Below are 18,973 nucleotides of genomic sequence, written 5' to 3' on the forward strand. Positions count from 1 at the left end.
CGAGTTAAAGGTTTTGTTCACAGAAGCATCGTCGCTGAGACGTTTTATGCGTTTCTTATCGCCAAAATTGAGCAATAGTCATTAAATTAGCGGTGCATGCCCCCTTTGGGCCACTGCAAAAAAACTTTGTTTTGTCCAAATGACCCCTGGTGAACTGCTGATTTCGACGATCTCTGAAAATACAGGGACGCACAGCAGGCACTTCGCACGATACGAATTACGGGCGGCGTCAGTTTTGACAAAGAAACTCGTCTCCCCAACTCCCCCTACGCTTGAACTGCATGCATAAAGAAGGAATCGCCATCATTGGTATCGGCTGCCGCTTTCCCGGCGGAATTAACGACGTCGAAGCTTTTTGGAAATTACTGGCGGAGGGGCGTGATGCCGTGTGCGAAGTGCCCCCAGACCGTTGGAACATCGAACGTTTTTATGATGCGGAACCAGGCCTGGCCGGGAAGTCCATTGCCAAGCGCGGCGGCTTTTTGGATTCCATTGATCAGTATGATCCGCAGTTTTTCGGCATTTCCCCGCGCGAGGCCCCGTATGTGGACCCCCAGCAGCGCCTCGTTTTAGAAACGGCCTGGGAAGCGATCGAGGACGCCGGCATCGTATTGGATCTGGAAAAAGGCACGGACATCGCCGTGTATGTGGGCGTTTCCCACACGGACTATCAGGTCATCCAGGGCACCCCGTTTGACTCCGCCGGCATCGGCGCGCACTCCTCCACAGGCAGCGCGCACTCCATCGCGGCGAACCGCATTTCCTACTCGCTGAATCTCACCGGCCCCAGCGTGGCCATGGATACGGCCTGCTCCTCCGCCCTCACGGCCGTGCATGCAGCGTGCGAATACATCTGGACCGGGCGCGGCCACACGGCCCTGGCAGGCGGTGTGACGGTCATGATCACCCCGGGTGGGTTCATCGGTTTCTCCCAGGCCTCCATGCTGTCTCCAGACGGCATGTGCAAAGCCTTCGATGCGGATGCCAATGGCTTCGTGCGCGCGGAAGGTGCAGGCATGGTGATGCTGAAAAAGCTGTCTCAGGCCATCGCGGATGGTGACCCGATCCAGGGCGTGATCCTGGGCACGTCCACCAACCAGGACGGCCACACGAACGGTATCTCCCTGCCTAGCCCAGAGGCCCAGGCCCGGCTGGTGAAGGATGCATGCCAGGACGCGGGCATCAGCCCGAGCGAGATCGGCTACATCGAAGCCCACGGCACCGGAACGGCGGTGGGAGATCCCATCGAGGCCACAGCCCTTTCTGAAGCGCTCTGCGAAGACCGTGCGGAAGGTGCCCCCCTGGCCATGGGGTCCGTGAAAACGAACCTGGGCCACATGGAAACAGCGGCTGGCGTGGCCGGTCTGGTCAAGGCGCTGCTGGTGCTGAAGCACGGCAAGATCCCACCGAGCCTGCACTTCAAAACACCGAATCCGCACATTGATTTCAAGGCGCTGAAACTGCGCATCCCGGTGGAGATGGAAGACTTCCCGGAAAGCTACGAAGTGCGCATGGCCGGGGTAAATTCCTTCGGCTTTGGCGGGGCCAACTCCCACGTCATCCTGGCGGAAGCGCCTGCGAAACCGCATGTCAAGCTGCCTGCCTCGGCCTTTGATCGCCCATGGCCCCTGGTGCTCTCCGCCCGTTCGGAAGAGGCGCTGAAGGCCACGGCCTATCGCCTTTCCACCTGGCTGGAAGATCATGAGAAATCCAACGGCACCTCCCCGGTGCTGCCGGACCTGTGCTACACCCTGGGTGCGCGGCGCAACCATCACCAGCATCGCCTGACGATGGTGGCAAAGACGGCGCATGAGGCCATCGCCACGCTGAATGCCTTTGGCGTCGGCTCGGAAGTGCCGAATGTGCGCAGTGGCTTCTCTCCACGGCGCGAAACGGCTGCGCGGGTAGGCTTTGTCATGAGCGGCCAGGGCCCTCAATGGTGGGGCATGGGCCGGGAACTCATGAAGAATGAGCCGGTCTTCCGCAAGGCCATGGAGGCCTGCGCTGCGGCGCTGAAGCCGTGGGCCAAATTCTCCCTCCTGGAGGAGTTAGGCCGCGACGAAAAGGACTCGAAGATGAGCATGACGGAGATCGCCCAGCCGGCCATCTTTGCCATGCAGGTTTCCCTTTCGGAACTGTGGAAATCCTGGGGCGTGCAGCCTGCGGCCATCGTGGGCCACAGTGTGGGTGAGATCGCCGCTGCCTGTGTGGCAGGCGTGCTGAGTCTGGAGGAAGGCGCGAAGGTCATCGCCCTGCGTGCTCGTTTCATGAATGAATGCGCCCGTGGTGCAGGCACCATGCTGGCCGTGGGCCTGGATGAGGAATCCGCCCTGGCCGTCATCGCCCGGCATGACCGCGTGGTCAGCATCGCCGCCTTCAATGGCCCGCGTTCTTTGACCCTGTCTGGGCCGAAGGAGTCGCTGGAAAAGATCCGTGTGGAGCTGGAGGCGGACAGCGTGTTTGCCCGTTTTGTGCGGGTGGATCACCCCTTCCACCATGCTTACATGCAGCCTGCGGCGGATGAACTCGTGGCGGCCTTGGCCGAGCTGGAACCGCGTGAAGAAACAGTGCCGTTTTTCAGCACCGTCACCGGTGACCGCATCACGGGCAAAGAGTGCGATGCAGGCCACTGGGGCCGTGGTATCCGCCAGGCGGTGATGTTCGCCCCGGCAGTGAATGCACTGGCCGACTTCGGCGTGGATGTGTGGTTGGAAATCACCGCTCACCCAGCCTTGTCCCTGTCCATCCAGGAGTGCCTGGGCGCGCGCAATCAAAAGGCCCCGGTGGTGGCTTCGGCACGCCGGGATCGTGAGCATGAAGCCATGCTGGAGGCGGCGCTGGAGCTGCACCGCGCCTGCGTAGATCTGGACTTCAAAGGCATGACGCCTTCCCGTCATCAACTGGCCCTGCCGACCTATGCGTGGGACAAAGCCCGCTGGTGGAATGAATCGCCTGATTGGCGTGAAGGCCGCCTGGGCGCTGGCGGCAAAGGCCTGCTGGACATCCGCCTGCCCCGCGCCACGCCGACGTGGATCGCGCGTCTGGACAATCGCCACATGGCCTTCCTGAAAGATCACAAGGTGGAAAGCCACGTCATCTTCCCAGGAGCCGGGTTTGTGGAACTCATCCTGGAAGCGGGGGCGCAATACTTTGAAGGTCGCCCCTTCGCCGTGGAAGACTTTGAGATCCGCAAGCCGCTGATCCTCACAGAAAATCCTTCCGGCGTGGTGCTGGAGGTGACCTATGAGCCTAACGAGCGCACCTTCACCATTCAGAGCAAATTTGATACCGGGGCGGCATGGTCTGTCCACGTGGTCGGCTCCATGCGCGGCGAACGTACGGAATCTCTCTTCAATGCGACGACCTGGGAAGGCGCCACGGAGGGCCTCACCTCCCTGGACGTGACGGATTTTTACCAGCACATGAGTGACCTGGGCCTGCGTTATGGCGACGAATTCCGCGCTGTGCGTGAGCTGTGGGCAGCCGGTGGCAAGGCGGCAGGCCGGGTGGCGCTGTCTGAAAACATCGCTCATCGTGCGGGTGAATATTGCCTGCACCCCGTCCTTCTGGATGGCGCGCTGCATACCTTCTCTGCTGGGTCCAAAACGGTGGAAGATCGCAAGGCGAAGATGAAGCTGCCCGTGCGCTTTGGCCGCATCCTGTATCTGCGCTCTCCAGGCGCGGTGACGCGGGTGCAGGCGAAGGTGGTGCAGTTCAATGAAGAGTTCATCGAGGGCAACATCGGCCTCTACGATGAATCCGGCGCGCCTTGCGTGCTGGTGGATGGTTTCCGCGCCGTCAGCATGGCCGCCGCCCGCCGCGCAGGCACCAGTGGCACGCGCGATCTGCTGTATCATGTGGACTGGGAGCGCACCGCCTCTGTGGGCACCCCCGCCACCCTCACCCCGGTGCCTTTGGCCGACCTCAAAGAGGCCGCACAAAAGACCCTGGAAGAAGTCATCGCCGTGCGTGGCAAGGCCCACTTGGAGGCCACCATGGCCGCTGAGGATGACCTCGCAGCCGCCCAGATCGCTCGCGGTCTGCGCCAAATGGCCGCCGACCTGAAGGCCGATGCGGTGTGGACTGTGGACAGCCTGAAAGTGGCCGCGCCGATGCAGCGCGTGTATCACCACCTGGTGAATGACCTGACCAAGCGCGGCCTGCTGGCTGTGAAGGGCGCAGGCCATGTGCCGACGGCGACCTTCGACGCTGCTGCGGACAACGCCACAGAAGTGCTGAAAACCTTCCTGGATCAAAACCCCGGCCACCTGCCAGAAGGCATGCTGGTGAACATCACCTGTGCCGACTTGGGCCCGATCTTACGCGGTGAAAAAGATGCCGTGCAGGTGCTCTTCGGCGGCTCAAACAGCGACCTGCTGGATCAATTCTACGGTGACGGTTTGCTCTCCAGTCACTGGATGGCGGCCATCACCAGCGCGGTGAATGAGGCGGCGAAAAACCTGCCGGAAGGGCGCGGACTGCGCATCCTGGAAGTGGGTGCCGGTACCGGGGGCCTCAGTGCCTACCTGCTGCCGCTGCTACCACGCGGCCTGCATTCCTACACCTTCACCGACGTCTCGGCTGGGTTCTTCTCCGTGGCTGGCCAAAAGCTGGCCGCCTTCCCCGAGGTGGAGTTCAAAGTGTTCAACCTGGAACAACCACCCGCCGCGCAAGGCTACGAAGCGGGCACCTATGACCTCGTCATCGGCACGAACGTGATCCATGCCGTGGCAGATGTACGTGCCACGCTGGGTTACCTGCATGAGGTGCTGAAACCGGGCGGTAGCCTGGTGTTCATGGATGTGGCCACGCCGCAGCTCTGGACGGAAAGCGTCTTCGGCCTCACCAGCGGGTGGTGGCATCTGACAGATCGCGATCTGCGTCCGGATCAGCCGCTGATGCAGCGCCCTGAGTGGGAAGCGGCGATGAAGACGGCAGGCTTTGCTGAAACCACCTCCATCCCGGGCCTGCGTGGCCCGCGTGGGGGAGAGGGGCAGATCGGTCTTTTCGGTCGCAAAGCCTGGACGGAAACCCCAGCGGCGACGCAGGGCGATGCCGAACAAACTTTGCCACCGGCCCCTGAAGCCTCCTGGCTGGTGTTCGCTGACCAGGGGGGGCTGGGAGATCAACTGGTGGCGCAGCTCAAAGCCGCCGGTGTCCGTGTACGCACGGCCCGCCGGGGTGCTGCCTATGCTGCGAAGGGTGATGACTACACCCTGCGTGCCGATACGCCAGAAGACTGGATGACCCTGGTCACCTCCTACGCGGATGATACCCCGCCAGAGCGCATGACCTACCTGTGGACGCTGGATGAACCTGCGGGCAAAGGCGAAGGCGATGCCGCGCTGATGGGCATTGACGCCCTGCTGCACCTAACGCAGGCGATTGAAAACACCACCCCGGCAGCCAAGCTGCGGATGGACCTCATCACCCGTGGGGCCCAGCCTGCTGGCCAGCACATGGGACTGACGAATGTGGCCCAGGCACCGTCCATCGGTGTCTTCCGCGTCATCCTCAGTGAGCACCCGAACTTTGCCTGCCGTGGCCTGGATCTGCCGCCGGAAGCCTCCGCTGAAGATGCCGCCCTGCTGTGGCGTGAACTGCTGCAGGAGCATGGTGAGCGCGAGATCGCCATCCGTGGTGAAGCCCGCTACGTGCAGCGCATCAAGCGCGGTCTGCCCGTGAAAGAAACCGTGCTGGATCGCAAGGTGCCGCTGCGCCTGGAGTCGCGTGAACGCGGCATGCTGGACACGCTGAAACTCACCCCCTTCACCCTGCCGGTGTGTGGGGATGGTGAGGTGCTCATCGAAGTGAAAGCCGCTGGCATGAACTTCCGCGACGTGCTGAAAGCGCTGGCGCTGTATCCGGCGGAAACACCGGACGCCCGCATCTTTGGCGATGAAGTCGGCGGGGTCGTGGTCGCCATCGGCAAGGACATCAAGCACGTCGCTGTGGGGGATCGCGTTTTTGGTTTGGCCGTGTATGGCTTGGCCACGCACACCCTGGCCCGTGGTGGGGATGTGGTACGCATTCCAGATCACCTGTCCTTTGAGGGTGCAGCCACACTGCCGGTGGTCTTCATGACCTCCTGGCACGCGCTGAACAATGTGGCCCGCATGCGCAAAGGCGAGACCATCCTGGTCCACGCCGGTGCCGGTGGCGTGGGTATGTCGGCCATCCAGATCGCTCTGCATCTGGGTTGCGAAGTCATCGCCACGGCAGGCAGCGCCTCCAAGCGCGCCCTGCTGCAAACGCTGGGCGTGAAGCATGTCGTTGACTCCCGCCGTGCAGACTTTGCGGATGCGGTCATGGACCTGACGAATCGTAAAGGCGTGGATGTGGTGCTGAATGCCCTCGCGGCGGAGGCCATCCCCATGGGCCTTTCCTGTTTGTCCGAGTTCGGTCGTTTCATCGAGATCGGCAAACGCGACATTTACCAAAACTCCCGCATCCCGCTGTGGCACCTGCGCAAGAACGCCTCCTTCCACGTCGTGGCGATGGATGCCGTCTTTGGTGGGGATGAAGAACTGACACGTCGTTTGTTAGGCGAGCTGGTGGAGCTGGTGGAACAGGGGGCCCTGCGCCCGCTGCCATTCCGCGCTTACCCAGCTAGCCGTGTGGATGCTGCCTTCCGCCTCATGGCGGCTGGGAAGCACACAGGCAAGGTGGTGGTGACCTTCACAGATGCGTTTGTGAATCGCCGGGGTGAGGCCCCAGCGCCTGGCTTTGAAGTGAAGGCCGAGGGCACTTACCTCATCACCGGTGGCTTTGGTGGCTTTGGCCGCGTGCTGTCGCAGTGGTTGGTGGACTGTGGCGCGCGTCATCTGGCGCTGGCCAGCCGCAGTGGTGCCTCCACGCCTGAGGCGAAGGCCTTTGTCACCCAGATGGAAAATCAGGGGGTGAAGATCCAGATCCTGAAAGGCGATGCTGGCGAGCCGGAGGACATTACGCGAATGCTGCGTGAGATCGAGGCTGCGAAGGTGCCGCTGAAGGGTGTGTTCCACCTGGCCATGGTCATTGACGATGCGCCGATGGGCGTGCTGAACCGCGAGCGCATGCGCACCGTTTTGGCACCGAAGGCGCTCGGAGCCTGGAAGCTGCATGAAGGCACGCTGGATCTGAATCTGGACTGCTTCGTCATGTTCTCCTCCATCTCCAGCGTGTTCGGCAATCCGGCCCAGAGTAACTACTCCGGTGCCAATGCCTTCCTGGATTCCCTGGCGCATCATCGCCGTGCCCTGGGCCTGCCTGCCCTGGCCGTGAACTGGGGTGTGCTGGGTGGCGAAGGCTACGTGGCGCGCAATGAGAAGGTGGCTGAGTTCCTGGCACGCCAGGGCACCTCCGCCATCACTCCGGGCGAGGTCGTCTCCTTGCTGGAAACTTTCCTCACCGCAGGCTCCGCCCAGGTGGCTGCTCTGCGGGTGGACTGGGCCAAGTGGCGCCAGTCCTTCCGGGGTCTCCAGGAAAATCCGTTGTTGGAGCACATCTTCGCCTCCGGCGTGGAAAGTGCCGAGTCTGGCGGCATGACGGGGGATTGGCGTGCGAAGATTGACGCTGCCTCAGCCGAAGATCGCGCGGGCATCATCGCCCAAGCGTTGCGAGAAGTCGTGGGCTCCGTCTTGCGCGTGAAGCCTGACAGCCTGCGCGATGACCAGCCGCTGACGGATTTGGGCCTGGACTCCCTCATGGGCGTCGAGATCGAAAACCTCATCGAAAGCACCATCGGCGTGGCCCTGCCACCCACCAGCCTCATGCGTGCCCGCACCATCGGCCAGTTGGCCGCGCTCATTGGCGAGCATTTGGGCGGTGCCTCCGGCGCGGCGGCGAAAGCGCCAGCGGCCCCTGCGGTCGTGGAGGCTCCCACCTCCGTGGATGAAGTGGATCTGGATGCCATCTCGGATGACGACATCGCAAGCCTGCTGGATGATGTGACTGCGGCAGAGGAAACCCCGGCCCCGGCTGCCAAAGCCGCACGCAAAGCCGGTGCCTAAGCCGATGTCATCCTGACATGTCCCTAGACCTTCGTGCCAACCTCAAACAGTGGCTGGAGAGCGGTGAAATCCGTCTCCAGCCCCTGAGCCTGCCCCAGCGTGAGCTGTGGGAAAATTCGCCCGTCGCCCCTGGTGACATCGGCAACCACATCTGCGCTTTCATCGAGGTGCGAGGCAACATCACGCAGGCGGATTGTGAGGCGGCGCTGAAGCTGGTGGTGGAGCGGCAGGAGGTTCTGCGGCTATCCTTCCTCCCCGGAAAGGAGCAGCCGTTTCAGATGATCCGCCGCACGGGCACCGTGGTGCTGGATTACCGTGAACTGCCCGCAGATCAGGCCCATGGCGAAGCCTTGGAAGCCGTGATGCGGGAGATTTTTACCCGACCTTTCGACATGCTGCGCGGGCCTCTCTACCGAGTGGAGATGCTGCAACGTGGGCCGGGAGATCTGGTGCTGGTGTTTGCCATCCACCATGCCATCGCCGATGGCTGGACCCTGGGCGTCTTCGTTCAGGAACTGGCGGCGGCCTATCTGCAAAACAAGCTTCCTGGCGGTGGCTCCCTGCCGCCAGTGGAGATGAGTTACACCGCCTGGGCGGCGGCAGAACGCGCCTCTTGGCAAGCCGCAGAGCTGGAGACTCGCGCTGCTTTCTGGCGCAAGCATCTGGCGGAAATCCCCCGCCTGTGGGAACGCCCTGCCGATGAAAACGCCCGTGCTGGGAAGCTCACCTACTGGGCCTCCAGCCTCTCGCCGGAGGCCACCCGCAACATCCGCGCTCTGGCAAAGACCACGGGCGCGACGTTGTTCAATACTTTGTTAGCCGCGTTTCAGGTGACCCTGGCGCAGTGGACCGGGAAGACGGACATCGTCGTCGGCAGCCCGGTGGCAAATCGTACCAAACAGGCCGCGAAGGAAACCATGGGCTACTTTGCCGGAGTGGTGCCCCTGCGCGGGCAGGTGGACCTCACGCAGACCTTTGCCACGGCGGTGAAGCGCGTGCAGGATGCCAGCATGGACTGCTTTGCGGAAGCCATGCCCTTTGCCGAGCTGGCGAAGGCGCTGGGCGTGAAAGCGGAGGCCGGGCACAACCCGATCTACGACGTGCGTTTTGCCCTGCAAAACCACCCTATCCCAGACATCACCCTGCCGAGTTTGTCATTTAAACTGCGCATGCGGTCCACCGGCACCGCCCGGTTTGACCTGGCCTGTGAAGTGACGGAGGATGGGGATGAACTGGAAGTGGTGTGGCTTTACCGGCCCTCCCTTTTCACTCCTGAAGACACGCAGGAACTGAACCGCCGCTACCAACGCGTGCTGGCCAACGTATCCCTCTCACCCCATACTCCCCTCGCCGATCTCCTGGCCTGAATGTGATGAATGCCGCCGCCTCTTCTTCTGATCCCCTGGACCTCACCGTGAAAGGTGACGGTGCCGATCCCCATGAACCGCACTGGATCAGCCGCTCGGCCTTCCAGATCTTGGTTTTTGTGCTCGTCTTCATCCAGGCCGGCCTCTTCGCCGCGCTGTATCATGAGAACTGGTGGCTGGTGGTCCCGCTGGTCCTCCTGGCAGGGCATTTCATGCACGGGGTGCTCATCGGCTTTCATGAGGCCTCCCACGGCCTGCTGCGGAAGAACCGGAAGTTCAATGAATTTGACGGCGTCTTCATCGGCATCCTCAGCCTAACCAGTTTTAGTTTATACCGCGCCGCTCACCAGACGCATCACATGCACCTGGCCACCGAGCGGGATGAGGAGTTGTGGCCCTTTGTGGATCCTAAAGCACCGCGCTGGCTGCGGCGCATGGCGGCCTTTTTAGAGCTGACCTTTGGCCTCTGGTTCACGCCTTACCTGTTTCTGCGCACCTTCTTCCGGGCGAATTCCCCCATCCGCAACAAACGCGTGCGCAAACGCATCTGGCAGGAGATCATCGGCATCGTGGTTTTTTGGTCCGTGGTGGTGGCCACTGTCGCCTGGTTCGGCCTGTGGAAATATTACTTCTGCATGTATCTGCTACCTGCCATGATGGCGGCGAATCTGCAAAGCTGGCGCAAGTATGTGGAGCACGTGGGCCTGCGCGGCACCAGCGCCACCGGGGCCACGCGCAGCATCGTGGATGAAGGCTGGACAGGCAAAGTGCTGGCCTACACCCTTTTGCACGAGCCCTTTCACGGCCTGCACCATCGCCACCTGGGCATGCACCACTGGGAGCTGCCCGCGCGTGCTGCCGAGCTGGCGCCCCGCACGGAGGAGGAAACCGCCCCCTACTCCAGCTACCGCCTGGCCGTGATGGATCTGCTACGCGACCTGGCCGACCCTAAAGTAGGGCCACAATGGCGCAGCCAGCCGAAGTCTCCAGAAGCCTCCTCCTCCATGGCCATGCCGGGATGAGTGGACGTGCGGTCGTTTTTCCCTTTTCCACCCGATGAGTGCCCCTTCCCCGTCCCCCATCGCTGCGCCATTGGTTTACGAAGCCATCGGCCTGAAAAAGGACTACGATGGCGGCCAGGTGCAGGCTCTGCGGGGCGTCAGTTTCCAGGTCAAAGCCGGTGAGTTCGTGGCCATCACGGGCCCCAGCGGCTGTGGCAAAAGCACCCTCTTGCAAATGCTCGGCGCGCTGGATCGCCCGGCGGCGGGCACGCTGAACTATCGCGGCCAGTCTTTGCCAGATGCCGCAGATCCTGCGGCCTATCGCGCGCATGAGATCGGCTTCATCTTCCAGGCCTTTCACCTTCTGCCCACCTACACGGCGGTGGAGAATGTACAGATCCCCATGTTCGAGGGAAAACTGAGCCTCAAGGAAAGGCGCGACCGCGGGGTGGAGCTGCTGCAGCAGGTGGGCCTGGGACATCGCGTCCACCATTTTCCTGGCAAACTTTCCGGCGGTGAACGCCAGCGCGTGGCCATCGCCCGCAGCTTGGCGAATCGCCCCTCCGTGCTACTGGCGGATGAACCTACAGGCAATCTGGACAGCCACAATGCCGCCCAGGTGCTGGACCTGCTGGTGAAGCTGCATGAGGAGCAAAAGATGACGCTGGTCATGGTGACGCATGATCTGGGCATCGCCCGTCTGGCCACCCGCACGATTTTGATGAAGGACGGCCAAGTGGTCTCCGACGGTGCCCTGCCACCCGTGACTCCAGCCCAAGCCTAACGAATTATGAATTTCTTCACCATCGTGCTTCGTGGTCTGCTACGCCGCCGCGTGCGCACCGCTCTCACCCTGGTGGGCATCTCCATCGGCATCGCCGCTGTGGTGGCTCTGGTGGGCATTTCGGAAGGCTTTGAAAAAAGCTGGGCCACCGGCCTGAAGGCACGCGGGACAGACATCGTGGTCAGCAACATGGGCGGTGCCATGGTGCCGAAACCCTTCAGCCCCACGGTGCGGGATCGCATCGCCCAACTGCCACAGGTTTCCGCCACCTGCATGCTCATGGTGGAACTCATGAGCGTGGAAGAGGCGGACATGATCATGGTCTCTGCCCGCGAGTGGGGTGGCTTCACCTGGGATAAGCTGGCGGTCACCTCCGGTCGCCTACCGAAGGATGAAAATGAGCAGGCCGTGGTGCTGGGGCAAACCGCCGCCGAAGTGCTGAAAAAGAAAGTCGGAGATACCCTGCAAGTCGAGGCCACCGAGCTGACCGTGGTGGGCATCGTCAATGGCGGTGCTCTCGTGGAAGATGGCTCCATCATCCTGGCCCTGCCCGTTTTCCAAACGCTGATGGCCAGTGAGGGCAAGATCAATGTGGTGGACGTGCGCGCCCAGCCCGGCATGACGGAAGAGCAACTGCAGGCTCTGTGTGCCGAGATCAACAAGGTGGCCCCTGAGGTACGCGCCGTCTCTGTGGCCCAACATTTTAACAACAGCCAAGGCTACAAAATGATCCGCGCCATGAGCTGGGGCACCTCCCTGCTGGCCGTGCTGGTGGGCGTGCTGGGCGTGATGAACACCATGCTCATGACCGTCTTTGAGAGGAAGCAGGAAATCTGCGTGCTCCTCGCCCTGGGCTGGAAGCGCAGCCGCATCGTGCGCATGGTGCTGTGGGAGTCTGCCCTGCTGGGTTTCGCTGGCGGCATCGGCGGGGTGTTGCTCGGCATCCTGGGGGTGGAGGCCATGCAAAACGCCCCCGCCATCAAAGGCCTGCTGGAGCCCGACCTCAGCCCCTCGCTCTTGCTCAAAGCCGTGGCCATCGCCGTCATCGTGGGCGTCCTCAGCGGTCTCTACCCCGCCTGGCGCAGCTCCCGCCTGAATCCCGCCGCCGCGCTGAATGGGTGAGCTGGGGTGCCGCTAGCCACCGATTTTCCTTTTTCCAGTCTGAGGCTCCGGTACAATCCGCGATGTCACGCGTGCAAGATGGCCGCGAGAAACGATGCTTTTGACCATGAAGACTTTCCCCCTTTCTTTTGCGATGCTCGCCGTTGGCTGGGCCGCTCTAGCCCCCGCTGCTGAAACTCCCGCGACAGCGGCGGAACTGGCCGCACGGCTGAATGCAGATCGCCTCGACGGCACCGCCTACGTGCGCCTGCGCCTGGAGGTGAATGGCGGCGGGACCATCCAGCTCCAGACCAAAGAACGCCACACCCAGGCGGGTACCGACCTCGTTTACCAGATCCTCTTCCCCAAAGAGCGCAAAGGCGAGTCCGTCCTGCTGCGCAAGCCCAGCGGCCAGGCCGCACGCGGCACCCTTTTCATCCCCCCTGACAGCGTCAAACCCCTCTCCGCAGCGCAGCTCAAAGAAGGCCTCTTTGGCAGCGACCTGACGTATGAGGACTTGATCGAAAACTTCTTTGGCTGGAGCCAGCAAACCCTCGTTGGCACCGAAGATGTGGGCCGTGTGAACTGCCAGATTTTAGAGTCCAAACCCGGCGCCTCAGACCGCTCCAGCTACGCCTCTGTGAAAAGCTGGATTGACCCCAAACGCCGCGTGCCCCTGCGCGTGGAAAAATACAACGCCGCAGGCCAGGTGATCGTCCGCATGGAGACCCTCCGCGTGGAAAAAGACGATCTCGACCGCCACCTGCCTGCCAGCCTCAGCATCACCCGCGCAGGCACCAGCGGCAGCGGTACCGTCATGGAAGGCTCCCGCATCAAGCATGGCGTCACCTTGACCGATGCCGACTTTTCCCCTGAAGGCCTGAAGGTGCTGACGACGCCGAAGTGATTTCCAGCACGGACGGGAAAGAACGCGGCAGGCCTATCCCACCCGCTGTACAGTATCCATCACTCTCCGAGTGATGCGTCCGCCCCAAGGCGCATCGTCCGCCCCTTGCGCTTTCCCCGCCCCGGAGCGGCGAGAGCCGATAGCCGGGGGTGCAGCGAGGCACGAGCGAAACCTCCGGACCCCGCTAACTAAAAACGCATCATCACAGGTACGCCCTGGAGGGGCGCGAGAAACCTCCGTCCGCCCCTTGCGCGGCAGACCTGGGGCAAAACCTCCCTGCACTGTCGTCCCGGCTTCATCTGGTGCAGGAGAGAGCGCCTAGCAGCAAGGGTAGTCAGGTAGGGCGCATGGTCCTCATGCGCAGATGGGCGGGGGAATGGCCACGTCCGCAAGTACCGTATTCATCACTCTCCGAGTGATGCGTTCGCCCCAAACAGGATGGTCCGCCCCTTCTTCCGAGCGAGCCGTGGAAGCGGGGGAAGGTGGGGCGAACTGGGGCGGGGAGGTGTGCGTGCGCGCTGGGAAGGTTAGGCGAATAGAATATTCGCGCTCCGTCTGCAGGCCTGCGGGGGCGTGAGGATTGGAGAGGTAGGCGTCTCGGTCAGCGTGCGCTTCTCGCGCCCTTCCAGGGCGCACCTCTTGCCGCATCGTTGGTTATTCGCGAGTCCGAGGGGTTCCCGCTCACCAAGCCTCGCTGCACCCCCGGCTATTCTGCTTTCGCTCCTCCGGGGCGGGTAAGTGCCAGGGAGAGATGTAGGGCGCAGGGTCCCCATGCGCAGCGGGGCTGGCGAGGGGGCGGAAGGGCGTGTTTTGGGGCGAACGGCATCACTCGGAGAGTGATGGATACTGTACCTGCGCCCCGGAGGGGCGAGAGCCGATAGCCGGGGGTGCAGCGAGGCACGAGCGACCCCCCCAGATCCCCGCCTAACCAACAACGCGCACACACCCGCCGCGCCCCGGAGAGGCGCGAGAAATCGCCGTTCGCAATCGGTTGGTCATCCAAAACTGGCGCGATAGACGCAAACCGAAATGCAAGCCCCCAATGTCCTCCTGGCCCCGATGACTGGCAAAAAACAGGCGTGCCCTATTTCCACGCCTAACCATGGATGTAGCCCCCTCACACCCGCCCGCGTTTGCTGAAGAGGCCGTAGCGGGGGCTGAAGATGTAGGCCAGTAGGAACAGCCCGCCGAGGACGACGATGATGCTGGCGCTCACAGACCAGCCCAGCGGGTAGCTGAGGAAAAAGGCCGCCGCGGAACCAAATGCGCCAATGAGTCCCCCACCCCAGAACAGCGCGCGGGCGTTGTTCGTCAGCAGGTAAACGGTGGCGGCCGGGGCCACCATGAGGCCCACACTGAGGATGCAACCCACCGCCTGCAGAGAGGAAATGAGCACCAGGATGGTGATGCCAAAGGTGGCGTAATTCAGGAATCGCACGGGCACACCCAGGCTCGCGGCGATGTTCGGCTCAAAGAGATAGATCAGCAGCGGGCGCTGCAAAGCCGTGAGGGTAAGCACCGCAATGGCACTGATGCCAAAGGCGATCCACATGTCACTATCCGCCATGCCAACGATGCTGCCAAACAGCCACTCATCCAGCTTTTGCCTCACATTGAGCTGGGTCAAAATGAGGTACCCGCCGGCAAAGGCGGTGGTGTAGAGGATGCCCATGGAGGTATCCTGATCCAGCCGTGAGGTACGTGACAAAAAGATGGACCCAAGCCCAACAAAAAGTGCGGCAAAAATCGCCCCGGCCAAGGCGCTCCACTGAGACAGCCCCACCATGAGCACGGACAGGGCAATCCCCGGCAGCAGCGCGTGAGACAGGGTGCCCACCTTCAGCGCGGACTTCCGCAGGACGACGAATGCACTGACAAAACCATTCGCGAACCCGATCATCAAACAAGCCAGCAGGGCCCGTTTGGCGATGGGTTCTGCCAGGAAATCAGCGAGAGAAGGAAGATCAGCAAGCATGGGAAAAATCAGCGGTCGTAGGCGGCGGCGATGCGCTCGGGGGTGAAGGCCGTAGCCACTTCCCCAAAGGCGACTTGGGTGCGTTTGATCAGCAGCACGTCGTCGAAGTTTCCTTCCACCGTTTGCAAATCATGGTGGCTGGCGATGAGCAGGCGGCCTTCTGCCGTCAGCTCGCGAAACAGGCGCGCCAGGTTTTCTTGAGCAGGGCGATCCAGCCCCGTGAAAGGCTCGTCCAAAAGCAGCACATGCGCCTCCTGCGCCAAAGCGCGGGCGATGAAGGTGCGCTGCTGCTGGCCCCCGGAGAGGGCGCTGATCTGGCGGTCTTGCAGATCCAGCAAGTTCATGGTGGTGAGCGCCCGCTGGACGATCTCTGCATCGTGTTTGGAATACTTCCGCCACCAGCCCAGGTTCGGGTAGCGCCCCATCTCCACCAGACTGCGCACGGTGATGGGAAAGTTCCAGTCCACGTCCCCACGCTGTGGCAGGTAGGCGATCTCGTAGCTGCTGCGCGTCAGCGGTTTGCCACGCCAGAGGATGCTGCCACTGTCGGTGCGCAGCAGGCCTGCCAGGGCTTTCAGCAGGGTGCTCTTGCCCGCACCGTTGGGACCGATCAAGGCGATGCTGCGCCCGCATTCTGTGCTGAAGCTGATGCCGTCCAGGGCCATCACTTCCTGGTAGCTCACGCGCAGGTTTTGCACCTCCAGCCGGTGGTGGTGCGACTGCGTGCAGCCGCCGCCACCCCAGCAGACGTGCTCCTTCCCCGGGGGGTGATCGTGTGAGGGATTCTTTACCATGTGAATGTCAAAACTTCGTCAAGAGTATTGCCGGAGGACCAGCGAGTTTCACGGCGGGTATCGAAGCCGTCCGGTTCCAGTTCCACCGTGAGGGCCGTCTCTGGCGTACCCTCAGGCCAGGTGGCCTGGAGGATGAGTTCATTGCCGTCATGGGAGACTTCCAGTTCCGTTTGAAATTCCACCGGTGAGGTGGCGAGGTCCACCTTCACGGCCAGCTCCACATCGCCCTCCTTCAGGCTCACCGTCAGGGGCCGGTGGGCAAACCGCAGCCGCACCAGCGTCGGCACCTCCACATGCTTGTGCTCACCCTCAGGGTGGTCCGTGCCACCTTTCACCTCTTTCATGTCCGCATCCTTCCCCGCCCCGGTGGAGGCTGCTTCTCCAGGTCTTTCATACCCCGTGGTCATGTGCGCTAAAGGAAAGGCCAGCAGGGCAAAAACGAGCCCGAGAAGGAAAAGCTGAACTGGAGGGAAACCGCGCATTATTTGCAATAAGTCGGGCCAGAGAGGCCTCCCGTCAACCCCTGGAACGCCCCTGCTCCCGAGAAGTCAAGCGGACCGCCGGGGCCGACGAACTCCCCCGTTGAAGGCTTCTTTCTCTGGATCTCGAAAAAAAGTCAGCGGTAAGAAGAGGCGAAATCCGTATCTTGAGCGCATTCTTCGAGGGCGTTTTCTTTGGTTGACCATTTCACCCATCTCTCCGAGTCTCGCGTCCTCTACTCATGAAAGCTACCCTCCGTCTCGTCTGCGCCACGCTCGCTGTCGCCTCTTCACTTTCCGCCCAAACGGAATCTGCCAAACCTGCTGGCGAAAAACCTGCTGGCGAAGCTTCGGCTCCTGCTGCATCGGCTTCCATGGACAAAGTGAGTTATTTCATCGGATCTCAGATCGGCGGCAACATCGCCAACAACTTCAAGCAGCAGGGCGTTGAGATTGATCTCGACAGCTTCCTGGGTGCCGTGCGCGACCAGTTCGAAGGCAAGCCTTCTAAATACAAGCCCGAAGAACTCGAGGCAGCCATGAAGGCCTTCGAAAAAGTGATGCAGGGCAAGCAGGCAGAAATGCAGGCCAAGCAGGCTGCCAAAGCCGGTGAAGTGAAAGCCGCGGGCGCCAAGTTCCTGGCTGAAAACGGCAAAAAAGAAGGCGTGAAGACCACCGCCAGCGGTCTTCAGTATGAAGTCCTCAAGCAGGGCGACGGCGCGAAGCCAGTGCCGACGGACAAAGTGAATGTGCACTACCACGGCACCCTCCTGAATGGCAAAGTCTTCGACAGCAGTGTGGACCGTGGCGAGCCGATCACCTTCGGCGTGCAGGAAGTCATCAAAGGCTGGACCGAAGGTCTCCAGCTCATGAGCGTCGGCTCCAAGTACAAGTTCTACATCCCGTCTGATCTCGCTTACGGCGACAATGGCGCAGGCGCAGACATCGGCCCAGGCGAGACCCTCGTCTTCGAAGTCGAGCTGCTGAAGATCGAGAAGTAATTTACCTTCGACCCTTCCCCAACGGCTGCCAGAAACCCTGGCAGCCGTTTTTTTGTGCTTAATAAGCTGGGCCTCCCGATCTTTTTATGACAGAAACTGCACAAATCGTGCCTGAACTCCGTATTCACAGGCCTGTTAATGTTTCCTCTATGAGCTCTAGCCAACCGTCCCGTCGTTCCTTCCTGCAAACCGCTGCAGGTGCTGTCGCCGCCCCCTTCATCCTGCCTTCCCGCGTGTGGTCGGCAGAGACCGCCCCGAACTCCCGCCTCAACATCGGCTTCATCGGCATGGGCAAGATGAACAGCGGCCACCTGGGCAACTTCCTCGGCCGTGAAAATGTGCAGGTCACAGCCGTCTGTGACGTGGACACCAACCGCCGCGAAAACGCCAAGAAGAAGGTCGAAGACAGCTACGGCAAAAAAGCCGGCGCTGACTACAAAGGCTGCAGCGCCTACAATGACTTCCGCGAGCTGCTGGCCCGCAAGGACATTGACGCCGTCGTCATCGCCACGCCGGACCATTGGCACGCCTACATCGGCATCGCCGCCGTGCGTGCTGGCAAGGATGTCTATGGTGAAAAACCCCTGACCCACAACGTCCACGAAGCCCTGACCCTGACCAAAGCCGTGCGCGACAGTGGCCGCATCTTCCAGACCGGCTCCCAGCAGCGGTCCAGCAAGGAATTCCGCGTGGCCGCTGAGCTGGTGCGCAATGGCGTCATCGGTGAAATCAAGACCATCACCACCTCCTTTGGTGACCCGGCTCCCGTTTACAATCTCAAGGAAGAAGCTGCAGAACCCGGCCTCGACTGGGATCGCTGGTGCGGCCCAGGCCCGCTGAAGCCTTACAACAGCGCCCTCAGCCCTCGCGGTGTGCACAACCACTTCCCTGCCTGGCGCAATACGCGCGAATTCGGCGGTGGCATGATCACCGACTGGGGTGCTCACCACATTGACATCGCCCAGTGGGCCCTCGGGGTGGATGAAAGCGGCCCCGTGGAAATCCGCTCCCCAGGCGCGGACAAAAAGCGCGGTGCCCAGCTCGTCTATGCCAATGGCGTCGTCCTGACCCATGGTGAAGGCAAAGGCGTCTCCATCTACGGCACCGAAGGCGAGATCCACGTGAACCGTGGCAAGTTCGAGCTCGTTCTCGGTGGCAAAACCATCCACAAGTTCTTCGACAAGGAAGTGGACAAAGGCACCTCCCTGGACCGCGAAGTCATCCTCACTGAGCGCGAATTTCTCAAAGACGCCAAGGTGAAGCTCTACGACAGCAAGAACCACCACGACGACTGGCTGAACAGCATCAAAACGCGCGAGCGCCCGATCTGCGATGTCGCCATCGGCGCCACCACGGTCATTTCCTGCCACCTCATGAACATGGCCTACTACTCCGGCACCGGCTTCAAGTGGAACCCGACCGAGCGCACCTTCGCCGAAGGCGGCGATGCCAAGTGGCTCACCCGCGACTACCGCCCTGAGTGGGTGGTCTAAGATTTACTGAAGTTCGTTGTGGAACCCAGTGGCGGCCTCGCAAGAGGCCGCTTTTTTATTTGGGAGGTGAGTGCCTTGAT

11 protein-coding genes are annotated in these 18,973 nt (G+C 61.9%); 8 read left to right on the forward strand and 3 right to left on the reverse strand.

Annotation, left to right across the window (positions count from 1 at the left end; all coding sequences use genetic code 11):
• The first annotated feature begins 281 nt into the window (after nt 1–281).
• The 6 genes from HNQ64_RS01375 to HNQ64_RS01400 all read left to right on the forward strand — a co-directional run bounded on the left by HNQ64_RS01375 (nt 282) and on the right by HNQ64_RS01400 (nt 13,151).
• Entirely contained in the window at nt 282–7,991 is a 7,710-nt protein-coding gene (locus tag HNQ64_RS01375; RefSeq protein WP_184204492.1) for a type I polyketide synthase, read from the forward strand.
• A 17-nt stretch (nt 7,992–8,008) separates the two neighbouring features.
• Nucleotides 8,009–9,358, forward strand: a complete 1,350-nt coding sequence (locus HNQ64_RS01380) for a condensation domain-containing protein (protein ID WP_184204493.1) — start codon at nt 8,009–8,011, stop codon at nt 9,356–9,358.
• A gap of 5 nt (nt 9,359–9,363) precedes the next feature.
• Entirely contained in the window at nt 9,364–10,380 is a 1,017-nt protein-coding gene (locus HNQ64_RS01385; RefSeq protein WP_184204494.1) for a fatty acid desaturase family protein, read from the forward strand.
• A 34-nt stretch (nt 10,381–10,414) separates the two neighbouring features.
• Nucleotides 10,415–11,143, forward strand: coding sequence for an ABC transporter ATP-binding protein (locus HNQ64_RS01390; protein WP_184204495.1), 729 nt, complete (start codon nt 10,415–10,417; stop codon nt 11,141–11,143).
• Between the two features lie 6 nt (nt 11,144–11,149).
• Nucleotides 11,150–12,265: an ABC transporter permease gene (locus tag HNQ64_RS01395; RefSeq protein WP_184204496.1), complete on the forward strand. Its 1,116-nt coding sequence runs from the start codon at nt 11,150–11,152 to the stop codon at nt 12,263–12,265.
• A 106-nt stretch (nt 12,266–12,371) separates the two neighbouring features.
• On the forward strand, nt 12,372–13,151 hold the full coding sequence (locus HNQ64_RS01400; protein WP_184204497.1) for an outer membrane lipoprotein-sorting protein: 780 nt from the start codon (nt 12,372–12,374) through the stop codon (nt 13,149–13,151).
• 1,117 nt (nt 13,152–14,268) lie between these two features.
• Here the strand turns inward: HNQ64_RS01400 and HNQ64_RS01405 are convergent.
• Genes HNQ64_RS01405 through HNQ64_RS01415 form a run of 3 tightly spaced genes read right to left on the reverse strand, consistent with a single transcriptional unit; the run spans nt 14,269 to nt 16,402 of the window.
• Entirely contained in the window at nt 14,269–15,126 is an 858-nt protein-coding gene (locus HNQ64_RS01405; RefSeq protein ID WP_184204498.1) for a metal ABC transporter permease, read from the reverse strand.
• Between the two features lie 8 nt (nt 15,127–15,134).
• Nucleotides 15,135–15,920, reverse strand: coding sequence for a metal ABC transporter ATP-binding protein (locus tag HNQ64_RS01410; protein WP_184204499.1), 786 nt, complete (start codon nt 15,918–15,920; stop codon nt 15,135–15,137).
• Nucleotides 15,914–16,402 carry a hypothetical protein gene (locus tag HNQ64_RS01415; protein WP_184204500.1) on the reverse strand — a complete coding sequence of 163 codons (489 nt, stop codon included), beginning with the start codon at nt 16,400–16,402 and terminating at the stop codon, nt 15,914–15,916. The genes HNQ64_RS01410 and HNQ64_RS01415 overlap by 7 nt, the downstream gene beginning before the upstream one ends.
• Before the next feature lie 239 nt (nt 16,403–16,641).
• On the opposite strand from HNQ64_RS01415, the gene HNQ64_RS24090 reads away from it, so the two are divergent.
• A complete protein-coding gene (locus HNQ64_RS24090) occupies nt 16,642–17,400 on the forward strand; it encodes an FKBP-type peptidyl-prolyl cis-trans isomerase (protein WP_184204501.1) in 759 nt (252 codons plus the stop codon).
• A 149-nt stretch (nt 17,401–17,549) separates the two neighbouring features.
• Nucleotides 17,550–18,893 (forward strand): Gfo/Idh/MocA family protein, encoded by a 1,344-nt coding sequence (locus HNQ64_RS01425; RefSeq protein WP_184204502.1) that lies wholly within the window; start codon nt 17,550–17,552, stop codon nt 18,891–18,893.
• Nucleotides 18,894–18,973: the final 80 nt, after the last annotated feature.

The organism is Prosthecobacter dejongeii (assembly GCF_014203045.1).
GTDB classification, from domain to species: domain Bacteria; phylum Verrucomicrobiota; class Verrucomicrobiia; order Verrucomicrobiales; family Verrucomicrobiaceae; genus Prosthecobacter; species Prosthecobacter dejongeii.